This window comes from Paenibacillus alkaliterrae (assembly GCF_021532375.1).
Lineage (GTDB): Bacteria > Bacillota > Bacilli > Paenibacillales > Paenibacillaceae > Pristimantibacillus > Pristimantibacillus alkaliterrae.
Genome location: NZ_JAKGAP010000023.1, coordinates 92,749 through 117,394 on the forward strand (window position 1 = coordinate 92,749; position 24,646 = coordinate 117,394).

Sequence of the window (24,646 nt, forward strand, 5' to 3'; positions counted from 1 at the left end):
GATACTGCGTTTCGCAGCTATATATTAGGGCTTTACCGGCTTACGGTTACGCGTCAAGCATGTTGTATTTGAGGCCAAGCGGGAGCGGCTTCGGGCGGTCGACGGTGGAATGAAGATGAACGTGCTTCTCCGTCTCGGAAGCTTCGAAAATGCCGAGCGAAATGTCGAGCACATGGCATGCAAGTCGTCCGCTTGCGCGGTTTGAGCGGCCGGACTGGATGGCATAGGCCATATCGGCAACGCCCATGCCTCGGCATTCCTCGGCGAAAGGATGAGAATGCGGAATATCCTTCATCTCGCCGCTGGCAAACTTGATCGATATCGCGCCGCCGAAAAAGTTCGGATCCGGTACGATTAAGTTGCCCTCGGTGCCGTACACCTCAAGGCGAGGCGCATAACCGAAACTTTCCTTGGCCGCCTGCAGGCTCGCTACGGCACCATTTGCGAAATCCAGCACGGCCGTTACGTTCGTCGGCGCTTCCACCGGAACGGTCTGACCGTAAGCGTGCGACTTCGGATTATTGATCGTAATTTCCTTGTTCAGCTGCTGGGCAGAACCGGTGACGCGGCGAACCGGACCAAGAAGTGCGACCAGCGCGGTCAGGTAATATGGCCCCATATCCATAACGGGATCGCCGCCGAGCTTCAAGAAGTTCTGAAAGTTCGGATGCATGCCGCCCGACGCGTTGCCCATGATGATCGTACCGCTGGCTGCGTACGGCGTGCCAATCCAGCCGTCGTCGATCAGCTTAATGCATGTCTGAATTCCTGCGCCAAGGAATGTATCGGGAGCGCAGCCCACAAGCAAACCCTTCTGCTCGGCCAGAGCGAGCACCTCTTCAGCATCCGCTCGGGTCAGCGCGAACGGTTTCTCCGTATAAACGTGCTTGCCTGCGTGCAGCGCTTTCAAATTTAGCGGCGCGTGCGCCGCCGGCGCGGTCAGATTGAGAACGATTTCAATTTCCGGATCGCCCAGAAGTTCGTCCACCGTGTACACATTCGGGATGTTATACTCCTCTGCCCGCTTCCGGGCGAGCTCCGGAACCAGGTCGGCAACCGCCGTGACCTCCAGAATGTTATCGAACATTCCCGTGCAGTTTTTCAAATAAATATTGCTGATCACGCCCGCTCCAATGATTCCGATCTTAATTTTACGAATAAGGATCATCCTCTCTGTTTGTTAATAGACTTGCATGCTCCTATTATGTCGCACGAACGAGCCGATCTCAATGGATGATCTCGAATAAAAACTGGACAAATTTGATATCACAGTTGGAATGTACACGCGTTTATATCCTAAATCAGTAGCGTTGCATAAACACTAACACGTGTTTTTTTCTGAATTATCTGAATATAAACAGTCAAGGACAACGGCCAAAAACTCAAGGGGCCTCTAGCTCGCTTTAAGCTTTATCCAAGATGTCCACAACAGTGTTCTCAGGTTATCCATCAGTTCCGTCAGCGATTTATTTCCAGCGATCTCAAGTTTCATCAGGAGCAACAAGCAGTAAGCGATCAGACAAATCCAGATTTGATTCATGACAGCATTCTCTTCTGTGCCGTAATGCAGGTTAATTTCAAATTCTGTTTGACCCACCGGAAGAAAATCTCGATTTGCCAGCGACTCCGATACAAGTCACCTAGCTCTTCGGCTGTGATTTCAAAGCGGTTCGTGATGATCCGAACCGGATTGCCCTTGCTACCCGTTATCTCAATCATGCGAAGCGCATTCTTCATACGCTTATTGCCTTTGCCTAAGATGACTTTCATATCGCGAGTAATTTTCGAGTCTTCAAGTACAGGAAACTCACTTACTTCCTCGATAATGGCGTTGTTCTTAAGCCGAGATACGAAAGGAATGCCGCGCACACAATAATCATCGTACTTCGTGTAGTCAAGGTAACCGCGATCCATTAAATAAGTAGCGTCCGCTTCGTCAATCAGCACGTCCATCTGTGTATGATCCGCTGGCTTTGCAGGAGTAATGACCGCTTTGTCCGGATAAACCATGCCTGGCTCCGCAAACGTAACACGAAGATGTAGTTTCACACCGGCTTTTGTTTTGCGGAACGTCGCCCACTTATACTTGTTTAGACAAAGGCTGATGGTGGTGGAGTCGATCACTTTCACCGGACCTACGCGAGCAGTTGCTGGGGTCTGAAGGCGATGCAGTTGCGAGATGAGATCGCACAGAATGTTTTGCAACACTTCGGGATCCAGCTTGTTGTTTTTCCGTGAAAGCTGAGCGGCGCTTATCGAGTTGATGCCAATCGCTTGCTGAAACTCCTCGTCGGCCTGAATCTCTCTCATAATCGATCGTAGCCCTTTGCGTTTCTGAAGTTGGGCTTCCACGAACAGGAGCAAAAATACCATCGTGCTCAGTTTTTTCGTGTAGCGGTCGAGCGTGCTGAAGTTCTGCCAATCTTGAATAATTTCTGAATTTATTGGTGCAACCCATTTACCAAATGACGTAAGTAGAGTATCCTTGTCCATGTGTGATCTCCTAATTAGGGATTTGGACAGGGACTACCTGTACCTCTAATTTTAGGAGATTTTTTTCTACAGCGAACAACACAAATTTTACATATTTAGCACAATTTAACTTCATCTAATTCGCTTCAAACCTATGTTAGGTTTAATGCAACGCTACTGTTGCATGCTATTTGTTATGGCAAAAACCTTTTGGCTACCAGAAAACATGCAGTTTTTTCAGTCTTTATTTTCATCGAACACTTGAATTAAAATTGGTACAATGATACGCATTTTATTTCTTTGAGAATTTCGAGTCGTTGATCGTTTGTTATAAACAAATCCGCATTGGCTACAAGCGCCGTGGCTACTATCAATGCATCTGGTGTTTTGATATTGTATTTTCCTCGAAGATAGGCAGCCCGTTCGGCGACCACGTTATCGATTGGTAAGATGGTAAGATTGGGAAAGTGAGCGAAAAGCAATTTGTATTGCTTCTCCAGAGTCAGGTTTCCTTCACGTATTGGTTTAACCAAGATTTCAGTCAGAGAGACGGAAGAAGCCACCGCGGCGACAAGTCCATCTTCTATCTGTTCCAAAATCGCTTTAGCTTTCTCACCAAAATCTGGATGTTGTTCAAATACATAAATGAACAGATTCGTATCTAACGCGATTTTCTTACTACCATGAAGAAAGTTTGGCGCTACCATTCAGTACGCTCCTTCCGAATGTAATCGTCCGCTGTTTCCTGTTCCCAGATGTCTTTGCCAAGACCCCATAGTTTGTCAGAGAAAGATTTTGGTTTCGGCATAACAATGATTTCTTGACGAATTTCATCGTACTGCCAGAGTAATGAATCGCCAACATTAAGTTTTGCCCTCGTTCTTATTTCTTCGGGTATTGTTATCTGATATCTCGTGCGAATTTCGCTTTCAGATTTGAAAACATAATCCATACTGACCATCTCCTTGACACTTCGTATATAAACAAATTATATCATACAAAAACTCAAATCGTCTAATCTTCTTAGGTTTTATCACAAATGAATCCAATCACACACAATTACATTGTGTATGATTGGTAAAATGGCGAAAACCCGCGCCACTGCTGGACTTTTAAAGATATTTATTTTTTAAGAGATGGGCGTACCTCTATCAATCACACATATTATAGGATAAAATAAATTTAAGTATTATACATAAAGGATGATGTTTTATGGAATTTGTACAACCGATACGTGACAAAAAACAGATTGATGCCATGAAAAAGATTTTGAAAGCGACAAGTGTTCGTGACTTTTGTTTGTTCACGTTGGGAATTAATTGCGGACTTCGGATTAGTGATCTGCTGGGCTTATTCATTAGTGATGTGATCGACGAAAAAGGAAAGGTCTTGGATCGAATTTCCATTCGTGAACAAAAAACGGGTAAAACGAAGGACTTTCCAATCAGTAATGTCGCGGCAAAGGCTATCAAGGAATATTTGGCCAAGCGAGGAAGCTTCAATCAAAACGAACCATTGTTTCTTTCTCGAAAGGCAACAAATGGTCTAGCACCGTTACAGAGATGGCAAGCTTACACCGTCATCAATGCAGCAGCGCGTGCGGTTGGGATCAAAGATAAGATTGGGACGCATACACTTCGAAAGACTTTTGGGTATCATGCCTTTCAACAAAGTGTGGATATTACGATCATTCAGAAGCTGCTTAACCATTCATCACCCCGCGTCACTTTGGCATATATCGGGATCACTCAAGATGATCTGGATAAGGTTGTACTTAACTTGAATTTATAGAGTTTGAAGCTCTAATACGGCAAGTCTAGCATTTGATTCTTATCATTTAATAGAGCTAATCGAGAACAAATTCGATGAAACCCGACTCGGCTTTGCTGCTTTGCTTAAATTTTTCCAGCATGAAGCTCGGTTTCCTAAGCAAAAATTCGAAATCCCCAGAACCATACTTGCCTACATTGCCAAACAACTTTCGTTAGACCCGAATTTATATGCCAAATATGATTGGGAAGGCCGTTCTATTAAACGACACCGAGTCCAGATTCGCGAATTCTTTGGTTTTCGGGAAATAACGGTCCAAGATGTGGAAGAGATGACCCAGTGGTTAAGTGAGTATGTCCTTTATCACGATCAAGATCCAACACATATCGAGACGTTTGTTCATAATCGGTTTCGTGAATTGAAATTAGAACCACCATCTACGGATCGAATCGACCGATTAATCCGCTCCGCCAGGAGATTTTTTTCTACAGCCAACAACACAAATTTTACATATTTAGCACAATTTAACTTCATCTAATTCGCTTCAAACCTATGTTAGGTTTAATGCAACGCTACTGATCCTAAATACATGTTTATCAATGAAAAAACACGACTTATTTGACATTGCGAAACGAATGATAAACACCGCTTATTAAGTACTTTGGCAGAAAATAAAATACACAGAGTCATCGATAATGTCTTTTACGGTCTCAGCTGGTTGTTTTAGAGTATTGTCATAGATATATCGTTCATTTGATGGAGACGCTTCCATCTTGCTCATTAAAAACAATGAACGTTCTAAAGAATGAATATCGCCTCTTATACGTAGACGTTCGATTATTTTATCTTTATCGGCCCTTAATACCACATATTTTAGACTGACATTTAAATCTGAAATATGTTTACAAAACCAATCGAGCTCATCTTCCACTACAAAATCAATGACTACATTTAAGTCATGTTGAATGAAATTTCTCGTTAAAGCAAGGATGTTATTCCATGTTAAGCTCAAACGTTCCTCCCATGAAGGCTGAGATTCGCCCTTAAACATATGAAGCAGATCATCGCCCTCAATCAGAACGCATTGCTTAATTTTTTGCGCAAGTTCTTTCGAAGCTGTCGATTTCCCCACACCGAGCGGACCAGAGATAAGATAGATGATGAGTTTATTGTTTTCATCCCGCAAATTTAAACACCCTCCCCTATATGTTTCGTAACTCTAGAAATCATGACTTATGCAGCTCGTTCCAAGCCCTGTTTTGGCGCGCTATAATGGATTTGTACATCAACTTCATTCGGTTACGGAAAGGTATTTCATTGCCATCTCTTTAGCCTTCGCTATTCCATCATCAGTAAAATAAACCGATCTAGCCCTACTCCGATGGTGTTTGCCATTGTCTTCAGCTTCAGTCCATTCGTTAACACAATAACGATTAGCCTCCAAACAAACGCATAAGCAATATTCCGATAAATGCCAGCGCAATGCCCGTTATCTCGATTTTCGTAAACTTCTCCTTCACCACAAAGCGTGTGTAAAGCAGCACGATCAGTACGTTAAGCGCTGTGACGGCGGATACTAGTCCGGCTTTGCCAAGGTCGAAGGCGGTCACGATCAGCATCATGCCAAACGCGTTTGTCGTACCGATGGCAAGACCTGCGAGGAAGGTACGCTTCGCGCTCCATACCGCGCCCGCTCTCCCCTCGACATCAGTTGAATGCAAGGAAACCAGCACTTCCCCGCCTGCTTGGCCGGCGGCAGCTGCCACTCGCTTCGCGAGCTCCTTCTGCAGGTCCCTCAACCACCAGACTCCGAAGCAGATTGCTCCCGTCACGAACATAAAAAACATCGTCGGAAACAACTCCGCCTCCTTAATCGTCGACCACTTCCCCGAAAGGTCATTGGCCGCGAACAGCAGCATCGCGATCAAGCCCCACTGTGCGCCTTGCAGGTTTTGCAGCGAAATGTCATTGGAAAGCCGGACAAGCAAAGCCCCTCCAACAATGACAAGAAATGCGACGAGCTGCATCGCATGCAGCTTCTCTCCCCACAGTCCGTAGGCGATAATAACGACAACTACCGAAGGCAGTGCCGTAAGGATCGCAACCAGCGAAGCCTTGCCGACAGCAAACCCTTTGAACATGCTTGCATTCGCTCCGAATGAAAACAATCCCATCTGGATACCGATCAGCGCAGAAAGCGTCCAATTCGAGGAGAAGGCCAGCGCGCATAGCCCGTTAACAATTGCGCCCATACTAAATGTGCCGCAAAGCAGCAAATTGCGGTTTATCGGCTTTTGACTCGTCCAATGATACAGAATTCCGCGTAAGCCGAAGCATAGAGCAGCAAATACCGAGTACGTCAACCACATGAGAGCCATCCCCCTTTCCTGCGTCATGCCTTCCAGCATGGTGAACATAATGTACCTATCATAACAAGCGGAAGCCCGTTTGTCTGTAAGGTACAACGGGGAAAATTTATGCTTACTTTTAATTATCTGCTTTATTTTTTATTGCTAATGCGCTAAAATAAGCATGAAAGAAAGCCACAGGCGAGCGGCGTTTTCAACCGCTCAAAAAGGGCACCCTTTGGGTGTATAACTTTCAACGTGCATGTGTCTTCATTATAGGAGAGGAAGTGATCGCGATGTCATCTTTTTTGGATGAGAATATAACGCTGGGCGAAGTTAAATTGAAGGTTAGTCAGTTGGACAGATCGATTAAGTTCTATGAAGAGGTTGTCGGGCTGAGGCTGCTGCGTCATGATGCGGAGAAGCGCGTTGCTTCATTTACCGCGGATGGCCGGCAACCGCTGCTCGTCCTGGAGGAAATACCGAATGCGGCCGTGCCGCAAAGACAGTCCTATGCGGGGCTTTACCATTTTGCGAAATTGCTCCCTGACCGCCGTTCCCTCTCGCTTGCTTTGCATAATTTGATTCGGTCGGGCATCCATATCGGGCAAGCCGATCATCTGGTCAGCGAAGCGCTCTATATTGCCGACCCGGACAATAACGGAATAGAAATCTATGCCGACCGTCCGCGGGAGCAGTGGAGACGCGATGCTGCCGGCAGCTACGTGATGGCATCCGACCCGCTTGCATGGGAGAGCTTGCTTGCGGAAAGCGAGGGCGCGAAATGGAGCGGCCTTCCGGAGGAATCCGTCATTGGACATATCCATTTGCATGTCGGCGATTTAAGGCTGTCGAGAGCCTTCTACGAAGGGAAGCTCGGCTTTGACGTTGTCGGCGATTATGCGCAAATGTCTGCTGTGTTCGTATCCGCAGGCGGATATCACCACCACATCGGCATGAACATTTGGGCGGGAGCAGGCGCGACTCTGCCTCCGGCGAATACGGTCGGACTTTCCTGCTTCACGATTGTGTTCCCTGCCGCGGCCGCGCGTGAATCGGTTCTTGCCCATTTGCGCAGCGAAGGGATTTCATCCGCCGAACAAGACAGCGCGTACGTTATTCATGATCCTTCCGGGATTGCCATCCGTCTCGCCGTGGGAGCCGCTTAATCAAGCTGCGCACCATGACCGTAGATGGTTCGATACATTTTCGGCGATACGCCTTCCACGGAACGAAATACCTTTATAAAATAACTCGCTTGCGCGAACCCGCACCGAGCCGCCACCTCTGTCACGGATAATGCCGTTGTCGCTAGCATCAGCTTGGCCGCTACGATTCGGCATTCCGTGACATAGTGATTCGGCGTTTTCCCCATAACTTGCTGAAACAGCCTCAGAAAGTGATAGCTGCTATAGCCGGCAAGTGCTGCCATTCGCGAGAGGCTCCATGCCTCCTCGCAGCGAAGCCGAATTTGGTCGGCAGCCATCCGAATCGCATTTTGCTTCTCCAGCGCAGACGATCCCTCCAGCCGTTCCGAATGCTGCACCAGCTCCGCTAATATTTCATACAGCAGCGCGGACAGCTTGGGCTCGTTACTCGTCTCGAACGGGCTGCATAGCGCATACATCTCCTCCGTCAGCTCCATAAAACGCTCCCGATTAGCGAAAGTAAACAGCCAGCATCCGAAATCATCGGCCTCCCGAAGCATCGGAAGCGGGATCTGCGTCTCAAAATGGATCCACCGCACATCCCACGGATAATGCTCACTCGAGCTATATTGCTGATAGGCATGCTTCGGAAACAGAAAGCCGTCTCCAGCCTTCAGTTGCAATTTCTCCCCTCCAATGCCATTCATCACGTAACCGCTGCCCTCAAAAATAAGATGAAGATTATAATGCTTCAGCTGCCCGCGCTCTCTCCGCTCGGCATGCTGCGGAAAATCTTTGTATCGGCCGAATAAATCCGGGTAGCATACATACTGGGAAAATGATGGTTTCGGTACAATATAGTGCTGGCGCATCTTGTGCAGCCTCCTGAATCAAGTTCGCAATATTGTATCATAAATCGCAGGATATTGTCATTTACGTCAACACCTATAGATTTTAAAATAAAGAAAGCTCATTCTTATTCGCAATATATTTATATTTTAAAGCTAAAACCCATTAGGAGGAACATACAATGAAACATACGGATGCGCTCAAACCATTTCGCCTTGGCGTCTGTTATTATCCGGAGCATTAGGAGCTATGGGACGATGATTTCCGCCGCATGCGGGAGCTCGGCTTCTCGGTCGTTCGCGTAGCCGAATTTGCATGGTCGATATTCGAACCGACGGAGGGCGTGTTTCAGTTCGGACTGTTCGACCGCGCGCTTGAGCTTGCGCATAAGCATGGACTAAAGGTCATTATCGGCACGCCGACCGCAACGCCTCCAGCTTGGCTCACCCATAAGTATCCCGAAGTGCTGAATGTTACGCAAGAAGGAGTAACGCTGCACCATGGCCTCCGCCGCCACTATAATTATAGCAGTCAAAAGTACCGCGAGCTTTCCGCTATCATCACCCGCCGGATGGCTGAGCACTATAAGGATCATCCTGCCGTTATCGGCTGGCAAATCGACAATGAGTTCAACTGTGAAATCAACGAGTTTTACGCACCTGCCGATCATGATGCATTCCGTGAATGGTGCATAACGAAATACGGCACGCTGGACAAGCTGAACGAAGCATGGGGCACCGTTTTTTGGAGTCAGACCTATTCCGAGTGGGAGCAAGTATGCTTGCCGCGTCCCACGCCCGGCAAAAAGCAGCCCAATCCGCATCAGGCGCTGGACGAGAAGCGGTTTATATCCGACAACACCATATCTTACGCGAAGGTTCAGACCGATATTTTGCGGGAGGTCGCTCCTCATCAGTGGCTAACGACTAACGGGCTGTTCGGCCATTTGGACAGCCACCGCATGCAGGACGATTTGCTGGATTTCTTCAGCTATGATTCGTATCCGCAGTTTTCAACGATATATTATGACAAGAACGAGGAAAACCCGCTCGCAGATAGAGGCTGGAGCCAAACGCTCAGCGCGGTTCGCTCGATCTCTCCTAACTTCTGCATCATGGAGCAGCAAGCAGGGCCTGGCGGCTGGGTGAACCGAATGGATATGCCATCGCCTAAGCCTGGACAAATGAGGCTGTGGACGTACCAATCGATCGCGCACGGCGCGAATATGGTGGTGTATTTCCGCTGGAGAACGGCAACCTTCGGCAACGAAATTTATTGGCATGGGATTAACGACTATCACAATAAGCTGAACCGCCGCGTTCACGAGGCCGGTCGAATCGGTGCAGAGCTTGCTCAAGCGGGAAGCCGTATTGCTTCGACCCGTTATACTGCGGACATCGCAATGCTGCGTGATTACGATAATGAGTGGGACGGGGAATATGATGTATGGCATGGCCCGTTCTCGCGGCAAAGCGGCAAGGCATGGTTCAAGGCGCTGACTCGAAGGCACATTCCCAGCGATACTGTCTATGTTCGCACTGGTACGACCATCGAGGATTTGAAGCGCTATAAAGTGCTTATCTATCCGCATCCTGCCATTATGCGCGATGAAACGGCTGCGCTTCTGGAGCAATACACGCGAGAAGGCGGCATCATAATCTTCGGATGCCGTACCGGCTATAAGGACGAGCGCGGACATTGCTACATGCGTCCATTCCCGGGTGCAGCGGCTGCGCTGACCGGCATTTCCGTCGAAGAGTTCACGATGGTGAAAGGAACGCGGGAGGCTGTTTCCATGAAATGGAGCGGCGGCAAGGAAGCGCTGACAGGCGCGGATTCGTTTAATGACGTCCTGCTGCCGGAGAGCGATTCGGTCGTAGTCGTCGCTCATTACGCCTCTGACTATTATGCCGGCAAGCCTGCCGTTACGAAGAACAAGTTCGGCGAAGGAGAAGCTTGGTATTTCGGCGCCGTGTTCAACGAGTCTTCAGCCGGACAAATCATCGAGCGGCTCGGCCTTGTCTCGCCGGCAGCTGACTGGCTCGCACTGCCGGAGCAGGTCGAGCTCAGCATCCGTCAGGATGCTTCCGGTCCGCTCCACTTCCTGCTCAACTACAGCGAGCAGCCGGCGCTAATCACGCTCAGCGAAGAGAAAACCGATCTCCTCACCGGCAAGAAGCTTAGCGGTACCGTAGACCTCGAGGGCTACGGCGTCCTCGTGCTAAGCTGACTGAAGCGAACAATAAATAAATTCAAAGACGTCTGCATACGGATATCAGACGTCTTTTTTTTGTGAGTCCAGCATTAGAGCTGTCTCTAGGATTCAAGCTCCGAGCTCCCTAGTAACTTCGTGCAGAAGGCTCCGCATCGGCGCAGATTAACTTACCCGCTTAGACCTTTTGAATTTTAAAAGCTAATTTCCACTTCGCCGTGCTGCCGCAGTATCCGCCCCACGACCATAACAACTCCTTTATACCTTCAACTCCGCATGCTTGAGCTCCGATTTCTCGATCTGGATCGTTGAATGCTCGATATGAAAATCGGTGGAGATTTGCCGGATCGCTTCCTGTAGCACCGCCTGGCAATCTGCACGATCCTCCACAATAAGATGGCAGCTTAAGGAATCGAGCCCTGACGTAATGGTCCAGATATGAAGGTCATGCACATCCTTTACCCCTTCGATTCGAAGCAGCACTGTTTTTACTTGTTCGGCATCCACGCTCGGCGGAGTACCTTCCATCAGAATGTGTACCGTCGATTTGATAATACCCCATGCGCTTTTTAAAATTAGCAGCGCGACGACAACACTAATAATTGGATCAGCAATATACCAAGAAAATAAGGACATCAGAATCCCCGCAATGATCGCGCCCACGGAGCCTAATGCATCGCCGAGAACATGGAGATACGCGCTGCGAACGTTCAGGTTATCCTTCACATCGGCTTTCCGTATAAGAAACCACGCACTCGCGAGATTCGCGAACAGCCCTATAAGCGCAATGATTATCATCGTTCCGCTTGCCACTGTCGGCGGCTCCATAAATCGTTTGGCTGCCTCGACTATAATAAAAGCAGCAATTACGAATAACGTAACTCCATTCAGTAATGCGGCCAAAATTTCAAAGCGATGAAAGCCGTAGGTTCTAATAGATGAAGCCGGCCTTACGGCGATCCACATCGCGACTAAGCTTAACGCCAGAGCGGCCGCATCGCTAAGCATGTGACCGGAGTCCGACAGCAGCGCCAATGAATTCGTCATTAACCCTCCGACAAATTCCAAGAACATAATGCCTGTCGTGATGATAAGGGCAATTAGCAAGCCCGCTTTATTATTCGGCCCATGATGGTGATGGTGTCCATGATGTCCATGGGAATGACCATGATGGTGGCTGTGGGAGTGTTTGCCCTTATTATCCCCATGGCCGCACGATCCGGAATGCCCGTGCGAATGTTCAGTATTATCATGCTCAGCGTCTTGCTTACGCCCTGATTTACTCATCCAAATCTCCCCCAGTTCGAAACCTCCAAATTAATAATCACCCATAATGCGTTGGACATTATTCTATATCTGAATATATATGAATACATGCTCATATGTATTATATGTAAAATACCACCTTCTTGCAACGACTTATTGAATTCTAACCTGCCTATCAAAGAAGCACCCGATTACTTGCCGCCTTGTTCCGGCTGATGCACCGGCTGCTCCGTAACGACCGAGCCGTCATCTAGACGCAGCCACGACTCGAACTCCCGCTCTCCGGCATGCATACGGATGACTCGGGCCCCGCGCGGGAACTCATCCCGGCCGTACGTGTTGTACCCGGTTGCCCGCCCGTAGCACAGTTTAATGCCATGCAGAGTGCCGCAGTAATCGTTCACGTGATCATGTCCCGCAAACGTCCCTATAACGTCGCCCATCTCAACCATAGCCGAGAAAAAGCCGGTGTTGATTTTCGGGCAGCATACGTCTTCCAGCTTGTTGCCGCAGCAAACTTCGCGCTGCCATACTTCGTCGTATTCCGGAAGCGGTATGTGGAAGAAGGCAAGCGCCGGCAGCGGATTTCCTCCGTTCTGCTCAGTGAGCTCGCGGGATTGCTGCATGTACCAGTTAATCTGGCCGCGTTCGATCCAGCCGTATCCATTCACATGCGGGAGCGTCGACACGCTGCCCGAATCAAGGAAATATAGAGCAGCGGCAGTCCGACCGTTTGCGTCGGCCACCTTCAGCACATAATTGCCGGCACCGCCGATATTTGCAGGACCGCTCTCTGCCAGCACGTTCTTGCATTCGGTCACCGCTTGCATCAGTTCTTGTCTCGTAATCTTTTCTTCGGTATCGTGATTGCCGTACACGACAGCCCACGGAATTCCACTCTGCTCTACGGCCGCGGCAATTTCACGAAATGCGGCGATCGGGTCGGGGCAGCGGTTCGCTTCCACAACGTCGCCGGTAAATACGATGAGATCAGGTTTTTCCATTTCCATTACACGTACGATCAAGTCGCGGGTACGCAGATCTTTCTCATTTCCTTCAATAAAGTGAACATCGGTAAACTGTACGATCGTAAATGTATGATCCGGACGAAAAGTCAATGTCTGTTTCATAATAACGGGATCCACCTCAATCTTTCAAAGGAGTAGTCATTCGCCGGCCTTCCTTAAAGTAAACAATCTCCGTATAGCCTGCGCGGTCAAGAAGAGCAGCCGCATCATCCAGCATCGTTCCGATATCGTCGGGAAAATGGGAATCGGAGCTGAGCGTGATCGGTACGCCATGCCGCTGCAGCACTTGCAAAAAGGCCGGGCTCGGGCAGGCTTCTTTTACCGGGTACCGGTAAGCAAGCCCCGTGTTCAGTTCTGTAGCCACATCCGCCTTTTTCAAAGCTGCGGCTGCGTCTTCGTACATCGGCAGAAGGACGCTCTCGTCCGGACGGTAATTGAACACCTTCAAATTGTCCAGATGGGCGATCATATCGAACAAACCGCTCGCTGCCGCGCCTTTCACCGTTTCAAACAACTGATTGTATAAAGCGGGCAAATCTTTCTCTGCGAACAAATGCTGCGTTTCCGGATTATCGAAGCCCCAACCGTCCAGAAAATGTACGGAGCCGATTACATAATCGAGCTCATAGCGCGACAAAAGCTCGCCCAGCTCCTCTTCGCCGCCCGGGAAATAATCCGCTTCCACGCCGAGTGAGACCGGATAGCCGTCCTGCTGCGCTTTGCGCACCGCTTGAATGAAAGGCTCAATCGACGTCACGCATACCCGGTCAAGCCAATACTGCTGCATGCGTCCTAACGGCGACTCGTTCAAAATCATATGTTTTTCATAATAAGGGCGGAATTCCGTAAACCGGTACAAGTGGTCGACCATGCCGAAATGCCCGATCCCCCGTTCCTTGCCAAGCTCGAAGTAGTACGCCAGCCATTCCGGGCTAAAACATCCTCTTTCCACCCGCTCCCGCAGCAGCTCAGTCAACTGACCGATCCACTCCAGCGAATGGGAAGACCGGTCCAGCCTGCCGCTGCCGCGATGAACGTTCTCCAAAGCCCGGGCCGTACGCTGCAGCCATCCGGTCGAATACGGTCCCTCTTCCAAATGAAAATGAAAATCGACTTTCATGTTGTGTTTCTCCTCCTACTCGGCTATTAACAGCTCAATCTCTCTCTCTTTTAAATGTTCGACCCATTCCGCCGGACAGCCTCGGTCCGAAATGATCATCGACACATCCTGCAGAGAAGAAATGCGGGCAAACGTCGTTTTGCCGAATTTCGAGTGATCCGCCAGCACGATCGCTTCCTCCGCCCGCTCCATCATTTTGCGCGACATGCCCGCTTCGTTCAGATCGTAGTCCGTAATGCCTTCTACAAGGGAAATACCGCCCACGGAAATGAAAACTTTGTGCACCTTGAACTGCTGCAACATGCTTTCCGCCAGCGTGCCCGTTGTGGACTGCTGAATCGAATTGACCTCTCCTCCGGCAAAAATAATCCGGCCTTTGAAAACTTCCATCGCGAGCAGCAGCGCAGGAACGGAGTGGGTAACGATCGTAATATCGCTGCGGTCGCGCAAATAACGAATCACTTCCACCGTCGTCGTCCCGTTATCGATCATAATCGTCTCGCCGTCCTTCACAAGCGAAGCGGCCAACTGGCCGATGGACGACTTTTCCGCCGGATTCATTTGCGTCCTATGCAAAAAAGGCGGCTCCGAGCTGTCCATGCCCGCCGAAACGGCGCCGCCGTACACCTTTTTGAGGCGCCCTTCCTTTTCCAGCCGGTCCAAATCGCGCCGGATCGTTTCCGGAGATACGTTCAGATCCGTGGACAAGGCGACAACCTGTACCCTCTCCTCCCGGGCGAGCCGCTCCAAAATCGTTTTTTTCCGTTCCTCGAACGTCAGCGACATCACAGCCACCACCTTTATTGTTGAATTTTATGACCAATTTTGTTGTTTGTTGTTTATTTTATGACCGAATCCTGTTTGTGTCAAGTTAATTTTACCATCTTTATTGTTGATTCGTGACCGTTGTTATGGACCCCTTCAGGGCAATACTTATCAATCGGTTAAACGTAAAAAATAGGACATCGTTCACTGACGCAAGCGCAATTCAGTAAACGATGTCCTTCTTTATAATTCTAGCCTCTTAGCGGCTCAACCGCCTCCGCCAGCTTCTGTTCGAGCTCCGCCGCATAAGCAGTCCGCTGCTCTTCGCTCCAGGCGAGCTTGCTTGCCATAGCTGCGATGACCGGGGCTTTCCACCGCTGTACCTCCGCAATGCGGAAGAACAAATCGCCGGTCCTGCGGATGAAGAAGTCTGCCGGCTTCACAGTCATTTCATTCTCAATCGAATATTGAAGCTGTACCGCCGCCACAAGCGGCAATCCAAATGCTGCAGTCCATTCCGATCCGCTCTCCGCAAGCGCGAACAGCTTATCTGCGTTAGAGCCATACCGCCTTGCAAGAAAAGCCGCATCTTCTTTCGTAAAGCCTAAGCGAACGCCTTCGGCCGTCCTCTTCTGCACGAACGCTTCAAACGCACCTGACCCGCCGACATCTCCACCCGACATCGGAATGGTTTTTGTGCTGCTGTTAGCGTAACGAACACCCGATCCGCCTTGCTGCAGTAAATCGTCCACTTTATCGATAACGGTCTCCGCCATTTTTCGATAGCCCGTCAGCTTGCCGCCTGCAATGGAAATAAGTCCGGATTGCGATACAAAAATTTCGTCCCGGCGCGAAACTTCCGAAGGCGACTTGCCTTCCTGCTGAATAAGCGGCCGAAGTCCGGCCCAGCTCGATTCCACATCGCCTTCGGCAAGCCTCAGCTCAGGGAACATGAAGTTAACTGACTTCAGCAAATAAGTGCGATCCTCCAGCGTCATAACCGGATTGACCGTGTCCCCGTTATAATTCGTATCAGTCGTACCGAAATAGGTTTTGCCTTCGCGTGGAATCGCGAATACCATGCGCCCGTCCGGCGTATCGAAATAAACGGCTTGGCGCAGCGGGAACCTGATTTGGTCAAACACAAGGTGAACGCCCTTCGTCAGCCTCAGCGTTTTGCCTTTTTGGGAGCCGTCCATCTTGCGCAGCTCGTCCACCCATGGACCTGTCGCATTAATGATTTTTGCCGCCTTAATCTCATATTCCGATCCGCTAATCATATCCCGAACGAGAGCGCCCATAATCTTACCGTTCTCATCGTAACGCAGCGTTTCCACCTTGGCATAGTTGACGGCGAGCGCTCCCGTTTCCACCGCCTTCTTCATGACTTCAATGGTCAGCCTGGCATCGTCCGTCCGATATTCAACATAGTAGCCGCCCCCCTTAAGTCCCTCGCGCTTCAATAATGGCTCTTTCGTTAGCGTATCTGCCACGCTCAGCATTTTGCGCCGTTCTTTTCTTTTCACCCCTGCCAAAAAGTCGTACACCCGCAAGCCAATCGAAGTCGAAAACTTTCCGAAAGTACCCCCCTTATAAAGCGGAAGCAACATCCATTCCGGCGTCGTGACATGCGGTCCATTCTCATAAACGATCGCCCGCTCTTTGCCGACCTCTGCAACGACGCCGATTTCAAGCTGCTTCAAATAACGCAGGCCGCCGTGTACAAGCTTCGTCGAACGGCTTGAAGTCCCCGCGGCAAAATCCTGCATCTCCACGAGCCCAACCTTCATCCCGCGCGATGCGGCATCCAAAGCGATACCCGCCCCCGTAATTCCACCCCCGATGACTAATACATCTATCGGCGAAATCTGCATCGCGGCAAGCAGCTCCACCCGATTTCCAGCTCCAAACCCCATAACTTCTCTCCTTATATTCCCTGTCATATTTATAGCCTCCCAGCCCTCTATTCATCATAATATACAAAAAACCACTCAAACCGCTTCCTTCTCCCCAAATCGGGATCGAAAGCGGTCTTCGTGGTTTCTCCTAATCTCCAACCGTTATTAACTTGTCGTCAGTATATCATAATTAGTGCGCGAAAGCCATAGCCGCTTTAACCGCTCGATGCCAGCCGCCGTACAAAACGTCTCGTTTTTCCGTTTCCATGGATGGCGCAAATACGCGATCTATCTTTCTCAGCTTGGCTAGCTCGTCACGACTTGACCAGAAGCCGACGGCGAGTCCCGCCAGAAAGGCCGCGCCCAGCGCCGTCGATTCACCCACGACCGGCCGCTCGACCGGTACGCCGAGCAGATCGCTTTGGAATTGCATAAGCAAATCATTCGCCACAGCTCCGCCGTCCACGGACAACGATTGCAGCGGCAGTCCCGACTCCTCCTCCATGACCGACAATACATCCTTCGTCTGATACGCCAGCGATTCCAGAACCGCCCGTACGAAATGGGCTTTCGACGTGCCTCTTGTTAGGCCGAATACCGCGCCTCGAACGTCGCTGTTCCAATATGGCGTGCCTAGCCCGACGAATGCCGGAACGACATATACGCCATCCGTGGACTCGATCTCTGCAGCCAAAACCTCTGTCTCCGCCGCGGTTTCAATCAGCTGGATACCGTCGCGAAGCCATTGAATAGCGGCGCCCGCTACAAACACGCTTCCTTCCAATGCGTACTCGAGCTTGCCGTCAACCTCCCACGCTATCGTCGTGAGCAGCCCTTTTTCCGATACGATCGCTTTCGTACCCGTATTCATCAGCATAAAGCAGCCCGTACCGTACGTATTTTTGGTGCTTCCCTCTTGGAACGCATTTTGGCCGAAAAGCGCCGCCTGCTGATCGCCAGCCGCGCCTGCCACCGGTATGCAGCAGCCGAACAGCTCCGGATCAAGCTCGCCATATACTTCCGAAGAGGAACGAACCTCCGGGAGCATGGCTTTGGGAACGTCCAAAATCCGCAGCAGCTCATCGTCCCACTTTCGCTCGTGAATATTAAACATAAGCGTCCGGGATGCATTCGTCACGTCGGTCACATGGACCAGGCCGCCCGTCAGCTTCCAGATGAGCCACGTATCGATCGTGCCGAACAGAAGCTCACCCTGCTCCGCTCTCGCTCGCGCGCCGTCGACATGCTCCAGCAGCCAATTGACTTTCGTTCCCGAAAAATAAGCGTCGATCAGCAGACCCGTGCGTTCATGGAACGTTTGCTCATAGCCGCCGGCTTTAAGACGTTCGCAAATATCGGCCGTTTGGCGAGACTGCCAGACGATCGCGGGGTGAATCGGCGCGCCCGTCGCCTTATCCCATACAACCGTCGTTTCGCGTTGATTCGTAATGCCGATGCCGGCAATCTGCTTCGCCGTGACGCCTGTTTTCGTAAGCAGCTCCGCGATCACCTTCTTCGCCGATTCCCAAATAAACAGCGCGTCCGCTTCGACCCAGCCCGAATGCGGATAGTACAGCGGCAGCTCCTCGCGAACCATATCGACAATCGAGCCGCTGCGATCAACGAGCAGTGCCCTTGTGCTCGTCGTACCTTGGTCTAACGCTAACATGTATGTGTCCATCATTTCCCCCTCTTCCATCTGTAAATGCTAAGACAGCCACAACTCCTTGCGCGATGTCGTGATGGCCGAAGCTCCCGCATCGAGCGCCTGTCTGACGTGGTCCTGCGTCCGAATGAGTCCTCCCGCGATAATCGGAATTCCGCTCCGTTCCTTTACCTCCCGTATGATGTCCGGGATAACGCCCGGAAGCACCTCGATATAATCGGGACGGTTCTTGTCCAGAACCGTGTAGCTTCTCTCCAGCGCATCCGAGTCAATCAGAAACAAGCGCTGGATGGCGATAAGTCCGTTCTGCTTCGTTCTTCCGATCACGCTGGCGCGGGTAGAAATAATGCCCGCAGGCCGAATCGATTGGCATAGAAACTCAGCCGCGTATTCGTCATTTTTCAAGCCGTCGATCAGATCCGCGTGAAGCAGCACCTTTTTGCCATGCTGACCGGCTAAGTCCACGATGTTCTTCAGCTGACCCAAATGCCCGCCGAGCAGCACCATATATGAAAAAGGGGAGGTCAGCACCGCCTCCACATCCTTAACCTTATGCACAGCCGGCAATACGTTTTGCCCGTTCAATAATAACGACAAGTTTGCCACCTCCGTGCGTATACTAACGCTCCACTTGAATACTTCAGCTCTCCGCAATAGCAATGGCTTGTTTATTTCTACACTGGCTTCCCGCTGCTCTCGCGCTCTTGCAGACGGGTCGGCAATACGATCTTCTTGGCAATTTCCCGTTTGGCCGCCATGCGATCCGCGAGCAGCTCAACAGCCGTCTCGCCTATATGCTCCATATGAACTTTCACGGTTGTAAGCGGCGGCTGCAAAAATTCAGAAATCGCGATGTCGCTATAGCCGACGATGGAAACGTCGTTCGGCACCCGCAGCTTCACTTCATGCAGCGCACGCAGCGCGCTGACCGCCTTGGAATCATTTTCGATAAAAAACGCCGTTGGCAGCTTTTCTCCGCTAATCGCCGTCTTCATCAGTTTATAGCCGTCCTCGGAATATAGATTATCTCCCGTGAAAACAAGCCCTGCATCGTATAGCCCGTGAGCAGACAGACGCTCCATAAATACAAGCTCGCGCTCATCCTGCACCCGCTTGTTATTGACGATATTATGCCCGCCGATATAACCGATCGCCGTATGGCCGAGGCCAATGAGATAATCGATCAGTTCGGAAACCGACTTTCGCAAATTGATGACAACGGAATCGAACCGATTGTCGTCAGGAGATGAATCGACAAAGACAATGTTGTCAAAGCCTTCGGGAAAACGCTCCAAATCATCTTTCTCGAATCGGCCGATCGCAATCACGCCGTCGAGCGTTTCACCGGACCAAGGATCGAGCATTTCCTCCTGATCAGAATACCAGTTCACGAGCCCAACCCTGTAACGCTCCTTCACAGCTTGACCATTTCGCTGACGCAGCGTTTTATAATTCAATTCTTGCGCAATTTCAAATATACGTTTGCGTGTCTCATCTGCAACCGAAATACCGGGGTCGTAGTTAAGCACCCGTGACACCGTCGCAATAGACACTTTTGCTTTCTCAGCTATATCTTTAATCGTAGCCAACCGTTCCGTTACATAAAATCTAAGATTGCAGCGTTCAATTCTCTATACTTCGTGTTCATAGGCAGCGGTTCACTGCATGGCATCCATCCCACCTTTTCGATGAGGACAAGATCTTTGTTGATTTTGAGCTTCTCCGTATCATTATAGAATGCAGGTTTAGACTTCTTCCTGCTCTTATACTTTGGGAAGCCGGCTTTCTTCTGGAAAAATTTATCGAAAGCCTCACAAGCATCTTTAATCGCCTCCTTCGTGACGTTGTTCGATACTTCGTACAACCAAGCTTATCCTTCCGTCTTGTCCCTCTATAAAATATACCACTATTAAATAGAAAATATAATATATTGATAGTTTTTTAGCTATAGCCTATCTTCTCTTTGCCAAAAGTCTTCATATCAAGACGTCAGCGATTTATCATTCTGAAATTGTAACAATCTCGCGCCAGAATATGTACTTCCACTCCCAACTTCTTGCTTCTCTACTACTACCGTATTTAATCCCTGCTCCATTAAGGCATGTGAAATTAGTGTTTCTGCCAATTTAATTTAGTCGTAAGTTGACGGTTCAGATGTCCAACAATTGACCGATATAATGACCATGATGTTAATCTGGGAAAGGAAAAGACGCCTCCAAAAATCGTGTTACTGCGCTAACAGTATCACTGGAGACGTCTTCCCAACATTCATGGTCATTGTATGGAATGTGCGCATGATCCGGTTGTCCGCCGCAGTAGAGCAGATGAAATATACTTCGATGACGCTCGACCAGATTGCCGAAAGCTGTGGCTTCGGCGCTTATCCGTATTTCCATAGGGTATTCAAAAAGAAGTACGAAATGGCGCCCGGAGCGTACCGGAGTCTGGAGCAGATGGTTTAGGCCCTTCCTCGATGTTTTGAATCAACCTTTTCGTTGTAAGTCGCGAAGCTCACGCCACCCGATGATTTTGATTTTCTCTTCGTGAATGACTGCTTTAATATCCTCATCCTGAAATAAATCAAATTCATAACGGCGTGACTGCCATGTATCCGTTATGGCTTTCAATTCATCCGTATCCAATGAGGGGTGAAACACCATCTCCGTTATACCCGCCTTTATACCGCGAAGCAGTTGAATTGTGTTTTGCTTGACCGATGAATAATTTTCTCCTTCCTGAAGCATGAAAGGCAGCACCACGATCTCATCGACGATTCTCACACCTTTTCTCTCCGCAAGCTCTACGATTATCCCGTCTTCTTCGCTGCTAAAGAAAGGAAGAGGAATCTTGGAGAATCGGTACGGAAGACCATATTCCGCGCATACATCCATTACGATCTCCATAAAGTGCCTTCCGGTAAAAATGCCCTGAAGTGAGCCCATATGATTATCCAGATTCGTAGGATCTATACCTAAACGCCGGGCAATTTCGATTTGCGCAATGATTTCATGCTTCACCTGTTCGAAGTCTGCTTTCGTCTCCACAGTTAGAGTACCGGGAGGAAAATGGCCGAAATCATTTACCAACGTATCTACATTCCCTCGGCTGACCGGCCCCCATTTGTAGTTTTCCCATTCGCTCGTAAATGTCAGGTGTACGCCGACCTCGAAATAAGAATTACGGCTTGCGATCAAGGCCGCTTCCAATGTCCAAGGACAGGTCATCATCATTGAGGCCGATGAAATAGCTCCTTCCCGCAACAAATGACTAATCGCTTGATTTGTGGAATGGCACATCCCGAAATCGTCAGCGTTTAAGATTAACAGTCGATCATCTGGGGAGTAAGGTAATTTAACCATATCTTTTAGTTTTCTCCTCTCCATAAACGAACGGGTCCCAAAAGTCCGCTCGACTCTTGTTGGGAAATATGGGAAAGGAAATCGCGCTGCTCCTTCACCAGGGTATTCGTCACCTCAATGGTCAACGTATTCGTTCCTGTATGAACGAAGTCTCCGATGTCCAACCGGTACGGCGGACAAATGCAAATGCCCGCCGATTGTCCGTTCACCCGCACCTCAGCGGTTTCAAAGACTTCTCCAAGATCAAGGAAGACACGGTCCGCCTGCTGCATCCAATCGAAGTTCATTTCATACCGGAACGTTCCCGAGAAGGTTGGCAATTTACCCGGCAGACTCATATCAGACAGTCCTTCAGCCTCCCCCCACGTTTCGAAGGACGGATATTGCTCCGAAGTCGCCGTTGCAATCGTCCACGGTCCCTCGATTACCGTTTCATTCATTGATTCTTCGCTCCGTTTCGATGCCGGAATGTCCAGCATCCCCGTTCCCGTCAGGACGATCACCGATTCGTAGGGGCTGAGCCGCAAGGACATGCTCGTACCGTCCCCGCTTTCCACACCACCTGACTCTGAAAGGACATTGCGGAAGGCATCGTACAACAATACGCGTCCTTTGACCGGAAGAACGACTTCTGTTGCAATGCTTTGAAACGGGTGTTCGTTGGTGAACATATGAACGCCAAGATCGGAATACTCAACATGATAATGGCGCAAGTAAGGCTGCTCACCCTTGACCCTAATGTCTTGAAGCCCTTTCTCCTTGAGAAATTCCGCCAAGTTACCGAGCGGAACTACCTTTATGCTTACATGAGCGTCAAGCCGTCCAAGCGCTTCGCCCACCTCGTCTCCCTCACTCGATCGAACCGGTAAGCCGTCCACAAACACGATAAGGAGTCCATGCTCCGCCAATTCCGCCAAGCGGTTAAGCAGCTTGGACGGCAACGCTTCACTGTAAGGCACGATCAAGCAATCAAACGTTTCCTCTTGCACCCTCAGCTTGCCGCTTTCGACGGAAACCGATTCCGTAAGTGTATCGGCAGGCAGGACGTCGCAATCGATCTGACTGCGCATCAATTCCTTTACAGGCTTGTGGAAATACATATAGCTGCCGGACCACTCAGCCTCAGCGTGATACAGTACTGCAGCCGTCGCAATATGCAATCCGCCCGAGAGAAGGTGGCTGATCCGGTTAGTGTACAGGTTCAGCTCCCTGTAATACCGATATTGTGGATTTTTCCCCCGCGCATACATATGTGGTGGACAATCTGGATCCGGAAATTCCTTCGCGGAGAACGCATGCGGGACAAAGTGATTGACCCCGCGCACAAGCATGTGGTCGGTAAGCCATTTCATAAGCTTGAGTCCCTCTGCCCATCCGTAAGCCCCGAACACTTCGGCCATCGTGCGGCCCTTCTTCTTCGGATCGATGTGGCCGAGCGAAACGGCCATCTTGGCTAGGCCATAGTGGAAAAATTCGCTGTCTGTTTCCCCGGCCACCCAAGTGAACGGAACTTCGTCGAAACCCGGAACGATCTGCCACAGCACCACGTCAAGCCCAGACATGTCTTGGCCCCACAATGCGCGGAAGAAGTGACCTGCGCCGCTGCCTAACCGGGCATGCACGTTGTTGTCTTCGAGAACGTGCCCGATATATTCTATACGGCGCTCGCGGCACCAGTCGCCGATTTGATTAGTGAAACGCTCGGCATACAGCTTGCTGACGATAGTCATAAAAGTGAAGCGAGCAACCGCTGTTTGATTACCGCCTTCATGCCAAAGCAAAGGCAGATACAGCCGGTAATCAGAACCTAGCGCTTGCTTCAGCAGACCGGGCAGCTCCCGGCTCCATGGCAGCACAACGCGTTTCTTGCCGGGCTTCGAGTTGAAATCAAACGTATCCTTGTCGTTATAGAAGCCGGGTTCATCAGAGAAAAATCCCGCCAATGTATGCCCGAAATCGTTTCGATAGCGCTCATAAAATGCTTCATAGACGGTATCGATCAGAACGCGGACGGACTCGGCGACAAGCGGGTTGATATAATCGTCCTGCCCAGCGCTGCCGCCGAGTCCGGTTTCGATCAGTATGAAAATGCGCCAGTACCCTTCCGGGATATCCCAGCGAAGGATGCCATTATCAACGCGTGAAGTTAAATCGATCATTTCTCCAGTCAGTTCTCCGTTTCGCGAATCGCGTCTCGCCGCGATAACTCCCAGGATATTGCCGCCTTTGGAAAGAGCGGGAGCAAAAGGGCTATCAGGAACGTCTACAAAAAAAGACCCGTTCTTCATCGGACCTACAGCGTCAATATGGTTTTCGTGCAGAAACAGTCGGCGGAGCTCATCGGGAGCATCCTTGAGCCTCCCTGCTGCACGGCCTGTCGGAAAGTGGTCATCATCGAGCACCCAGACCCGCATGCCGCGCTGCCGCGCTTCTTCCATAATTGCATCCATGTCCTGCCACCATTTTGGTCCCAAATAATCTGAATGAGGCCGGGCTTCGACACAAACGGCCCGGATGCCTGATTCGTAAATGCGCGCCATTTCCTCCCGCAGGACACTTTCGTCTTCCCCATGCTGCCAAAATAACGGGAAAATATAATTCGCTTCTTTGCCTTCCAGCACTTCTTCAATACGTATATTCATGTTGTTGTCACTCCCACTATAAAGTAATGTTTTCTCCTGATTTCTCGCTCATTCTCAATATTTCAACTTTGACTGATTAAGAGGTTCAGGTGGAGAATGTAGT

Annotated in this window: 21 protein-coding genes and 3 pseudogenes; 6 read left to right on the forward strand and 18 right to left on the reverse strand. The window is 49.9% G+C overall.

Annotation, left to right across the window (positions count from 1 at the left end; genetic code table 11):
• Positions 1 to 46 precede the first annotated feature (46 nt).
• From L1N85_RS12060 to L1N85_RS12075, 4 genes are all read right to left on the reverse strand, one after another.
• Positions 47 to 1,168, reverse strand: coding sequence for a Gfo/Idh/MocA family protein (locus L1N85_RS12060; RefSeq protein ID WP_235238166.1), 1,122 nt, complete (start codon positions 1,166 to 1,168; stop codon positions 47 to 49).
• Positions 1,169 to 1,536: 368 nt separating this feature from the next.
• A complete protein-coding gene (locus L1N85_RS12065) occupies positions 1,537 to 2,493 on the reverse strand; it encodes an IS4 family transposase (RefSeq protein ID WP_235238167.1) in 957 nt (318 codons plus the stop codon).
• A gap of 245 nt (positions 2,494 to 2,738) precedes the next feature.
• A complete protein-coding gene (locus tag L1N85_RS12070; protein WP_235238168.1) occupies positions 2,739 to 3,179 on the reverse strand; it encodes a type II toxin-antitoxin system VapC family toxin in 441 nt (146 codons plus the stop codon).
• Positions 3,173 to 3,424, reverse strand: coding sequence for an AbrB/MazE/SpoVT family DNA-binding domain-containing protein (locus tag L1N85_RS12075; RefSeq protein WP_235238170.1), 252 nt, complete (start codon positions 3,422 to 3,424; stop codon positions 3,173 to 3,175). The genes L1N85_RS12070 and L1N85_RS12075 overlap by 7 nt, the downstream gene beginning before the upstream one ends.
• Positions 3,425 to 3,684: 260 nt before the next feature.
• Here L1N85_RS12075 and L1N85_RS12080 point away from each other — a divergent pair, with 260 nt between their 5' ends.
• Together L1N85_RS12080 and L1N85_RS27900 are read left to right on the forward strand one after the other, a co-directional pair.
• Complete coding sequence (locus tag L1N85_RS12080) at positions 3,685 to 4,263, forward strand: site-specific integrase (RefSeq protein WP_235238171.1); 579 nt, start codon at positions 3,685 to 3,687, stop codon at positions 4,261 to 4,263.
• Positions 4,264 to 4,321: 58 nt separating this feature from the next.
• Positions 4,322 to 4,780, forward strand: coding sequence for a DUF4158 domain-containing protein (locus L1N85_RS27900; RefSeq protein WP_407946369.1), 459 nt, complete (start codon positions 4,322 to 4,324; stop codon positions 4,778 to 4,780).
• A 114-nt stretch (positions 4,781 to 4,894) separates the two neighbouring features.
• On the opposite strand, the gene L1N85_RS12085 is transcribed toward L1N85_RS27900, so the two are convergent.
• Positions 4,895 to 5,428, reverse strand: a complete 534-nt coding sequence (locus L1N85_RS12085; protein ID WP_235238172.1) for an AAA family ATPase — start codon at positions 5,426 to 5,428, stop codon at positions 4,895 to 4,897.
• A gap of 247 nt (positions 5,429 to 5,675) precedes the next feature.
• A complete protein-coding gene (locus tag L1N85_RS12090; RefSeq protein ID WP_235238174.1) occupies positions 5,676 to 6,611 on the reverse strand; it encodes an EamA family transporter in 936 nt (311 codons plus the stop codon).
• Between the two features lie 275 nt (positions 6,612 to 6,886).
• On the opposite strand from L1N85_RS12090, the gene L1N85_RS12095 reads away from it, so the two are divergent.
• The gene (locus L1N85_RS12095; protein ID WP_235238175.1) at positions 6,887 to 7,759 is read left to right on the forward strand and encodes a VOC family protein; all 873 of its coding nucleotides are present in this window, start codon (positions 6,887 to 6,889) and stop codon (positions 7,757 to 7,759) included.
• On the opposite strand, the gene L1N85_RS12100 is transcribed toward L1N85_RS12095, so the two are convergent.
• Entirely contained in the window at positions 7,756 to 8,610 is an 855-nt protein-coding gene (locus tag L1N85_RS12100) for an AraC family transcriptional regulator (protein WP_235238176.1), read from the reverse strand. The genes L1N85_RS12095 and L1N85_RS12100 overlap by 4 nt on opposite strands.
• 233 nt (positions 8,611 to 8,843) lie before the next feature.
• Between L1N85_RS12100 and L1N85_RS27585 the strand changes: the two are divergent.
• Positions 8,844 to 9,932 (forward strand): annotated as a pseudogene (locus L1N85_RS27585) (beta-galactosidase); the annotation flags it as partial.
• 57 nt (positions 9,933 to 9,989) lie between these two features.
• A complete protein-coding gene (locus L1N85_RS27590; protein ID WP_328285201.1) occupies positions 9,990 to 10,817 on the forward strand; it encodes a beta-galactosidase trimerization domain-containing protein in 828 nt (275 codons plus the stop codon).
• Positions 10,818 to 11,057: 240 nt separating this feature from the next.
• Here L1N85_RS27590 and L1N85_RS12110 read toward each other — a convergent pair whose 3' ends face one another.
• From L1N85_RS12110 to L1N85_RS12150, 9 genes and pseudogenes are all read right to left on the reverse strand, one after another.
• Complete coding sequence (locus tag L1N85_RS12110; protein ID WP_235238177.1) at positions 11,058 to 12,086, reverse strand: cation diffusion facilitator family transporter; 1,029 nt, start codon at positions 12,084 to 12,086, stop codon at positions 11,058 to 11,060.
• 170 nt (positions 12,087 to 12,256) lie between these two features.
• On the reverse strand, positions 12,257 to 13,195 hold the full coding sequence (locus L1N85_RS12115; RefSeq protein WP_235238179.1) for a metallophosphoesterase family protein: 939 nt from the start codon (positions 13,193 to 13,195) through the stop codon (positions 12,257 to 12,259).
• 16 nt (positions 13,196 to 13,211) lie between these two features.
• Positions 13,212 to 14,213 (reverse strand): PHP domain-containing protein, encoded by a 1,002-nt coding sequence (locus L1N85_RS12120; protein ID WP_235238181.1) that lies wholly within the window; start codon positions 14,211 to 14,213, stop codon positions 13,212 to 13,214.
• 15 nt (positions 14,214 to 14,228) lie between these two features.
• Entirely contained in the window at positions 14,229 to 14,999 is a 771-nt protein-coding gene (locus L1N85_RS12125; protein ID WP_235238183.1) for a DeoR/GlpR family DNA-binding transcription regulator, read from the reverse strand.
• 230 nt (positions 15,000 to 15,229) lie between these two features.
• On the reverse strand, positions 15,230 to 16,921 hold the full coding sequence (locus tag L1N85_RS12130; RefSeq protein WP_407946368.1) for a glycerol-3-phosphate dehydrogenase/oxidase: 1,692 nt from the start codon (positions 16,919 to 16,921) through the stop codon (positions 15,230 to 15,232).
• Between the two features lie 145 nt (positions 16,922 to 17,066).
• Positions 17,067 to 18,557, reverse strand: a complete 1,491-nt coding sequence (gene glpK / locus L1N85_RS12135; RefSeq protein WP_235238202.1) for a glycerol kinase GlpK — start codon at positions 18,555 to 18,557, stop codon at positions 17,067 to 17,069.
• A 27-nt stretch (positions 18,558 to 18,584) separates the two neighbouring features.
• Complete coding sequence (locus L1N85_RS12140; protein ID WP_235238184.1) at positions 18,585 to 19,139, reverse strand: glycerol-3-phosphate responsive antiterminator; 555 nt, start codon at positions 19,137 to 19,139, stop codon at positions 18,585 to 18,587.
• A 77-nt stretch (positions 19,140 to 19,216) separates the two neighbouring features.
• Positions 19,217 to 20,131, reverse strand: coding sequence for a LacI family DNA-binding transcriptional regulator (locus L1N85_RS12145; RefSeq protein ID WP_235238185.1), 915 nt, complete (start codon positions 20,129 to 20,131; stop codon positions 19,217 to 19,219).
• Between the two features lie 44 nt (positions 20,132 to 20,175).
• A pseudogene (locus L1N85_RS12150) lies at positions 20,176 to 20,412 on the reverse strand (RNA-guided endonuclease InsQ/TnpB family protein); the annotation flags it as partial.
• A gap of 427 nt (positions 20,413 to 20,839) precedes the next feature.
• Between L1N85_RS12150 and L1N85_RS12155 the strand changes: the two are divergent.
• Positions 20,840 to 21,004: pseudogene (locus L1N85_RS12155) on the forward strand (helix-turn-helix domain-containing protein); the annotation flags it as partial.
• A gap of 21 nt (positions 21,005 to 21,025) precedes the next feature.
• On the opposite strand, the gene L1N85_RS12160 reads toward L1N85_RS12155, so the two are convergent.
• Positions 21,026 to 21,901 (reverse strand): polysaccharide deacetylase family protein, encoded by an 876-nt coding sequence (locus tag L1N85_RS12160; protein WP_235238187.1) that lies wholly within the window; start codon positions 21,899 to 21,901, stop codon positions 21,026 to 21,028.
• Positions 21,902 to 21,906: 5 nt separating this feature from the next.
• A complete protein-coding gene (locus L1N85_RS12165; RefSeq protein ID WP_235238190.1) occupies positions 21,907 to 24,543 on the reverse strand; it encodes a glycosylhydrolase-like jelly roll fold domain-containing protein in 2,637 nt (878 codons plus the stop codon).
• Positions 24,544 to 24,646 lie beyond the last annotated feature (103 nt).

Bases quoted from the DNA above. Each gene is read 5' to 3' on its own strand.
- L1N85_RS12095 (WP_235238175.1), top strand. From the start codon at position 6,887: ATGTCATCTTTTTTGGATGAGAATATAACGCTGGGCGAAGTTAAATTG.
- L1N85_RS12125 (WP_235238183.1), bottom strand. From the start codon at position 14,999: ATGTCGCTGACGTTCGAGGAACGGAAAAAAACGATTTTGGAGCGGCTC.
- L1N85_RS12065 (WP_235238167.1), bottom strand. From the start codon at position 2,493: ATGGACAAGGATACTCTACTTACGTCATTTGGTAAATGGGTTGCACCA.
- L1N85_RS12160 (WP_235238187.1), bottom strand. From the start codon at position 21,901: ATGGTTAAATTACCTTACTCCCCAGATGATCGACTGTTAATCTTAAAC.
- L1N85_RS12110 (WP_235238177.1), bottom strand. From the start codon at position 12,086: ATGAGTAAATCAGGGCGTAAGCAAGACGCTGAGCATGATAATACTGAA.
- glpK (WP_235238202.1), bottom strand. From the start codon at position 18,557: ATGGACACATACATGTTAGCGTTAGACCAAGGTACGACGAGCACAAGG.
- L1N85_RS12115 (WP_235238179.1), bottom strand. From the start codon at position 13,195: ATGAAACAGACATTGACTTTTCGTCCGGATCATACATTTACGATCGTA.
- L1N85_RS12120 (WP_235238181.1), bottom strand. From the start codon at position 14,213: ATGAAAGTCGATTTTCATTTTCATTTGGAAGAGGGACCGTATTCGACC.
- L1N85_RS12090 (WP_235238174.1), bottom strand. From the start codon at position 6,611: ATGTGGTTGACGTACTCGGTATTTGCTGCTCTATGCTTCGGCTTACGC.
- L1N85_RS12070 (WP_235238168.1), bottom strand. From the start codon at position 3,179: ATGGTAGCGCCAAACTTTCTTCATGGTAGTAAGAAAATCGCGTTAGAT.
- L1N85_RS12130 (WP_407946368.1), bottom strand. From the start codon at position 16,921: ATGACAGGGAATATAAGGAGAGAAGTTATGGGGTTTGGAGCTGGAAAT.
- L1N85_RS12060 (WP_235238166.1), bottom strand. From the start codon at position 1,168: ATGATCCTTATTCGTAAAATTAAGATCGGAATCATTGGAGCGGGCGTG.
- L1N85_RS12100 (WP_235238176.1), bottom strand. From the start codon at position 8,610: ATGCGCCAGCACTATATTGTACCGAAACCATCATTTTCCCAGTATGTA.
- L1N85_RS27590 (WP_328285201.1), top strand. From the start codon at position 9,990: ATGCTGCGTGATTACGATAATGAGTGGGACGGGGAATATGATGTATGG.
- L1N85_RS12165 (WP_235238190.1), bottom strand. From the start codon at position 24,543: ATGAATATACGTATTGAAGAAGTGCTGGAAGGCAAAGAAGCGAATTAT.
- L1N85_RS12080 (WP_235238171.1), top strand. From the start codon at position 3,685: ATGGAATTTGTACAACCGATACGTGACAAAAAACAGATTGATGCCATG.
- L1N85_RS12075 (WP_235238170.1), bottom strand. From the start codon at position 3,424: ATGGATTATGTTTTCAAATCTGAAAGCGAAATTCGCACGAGATATCAG.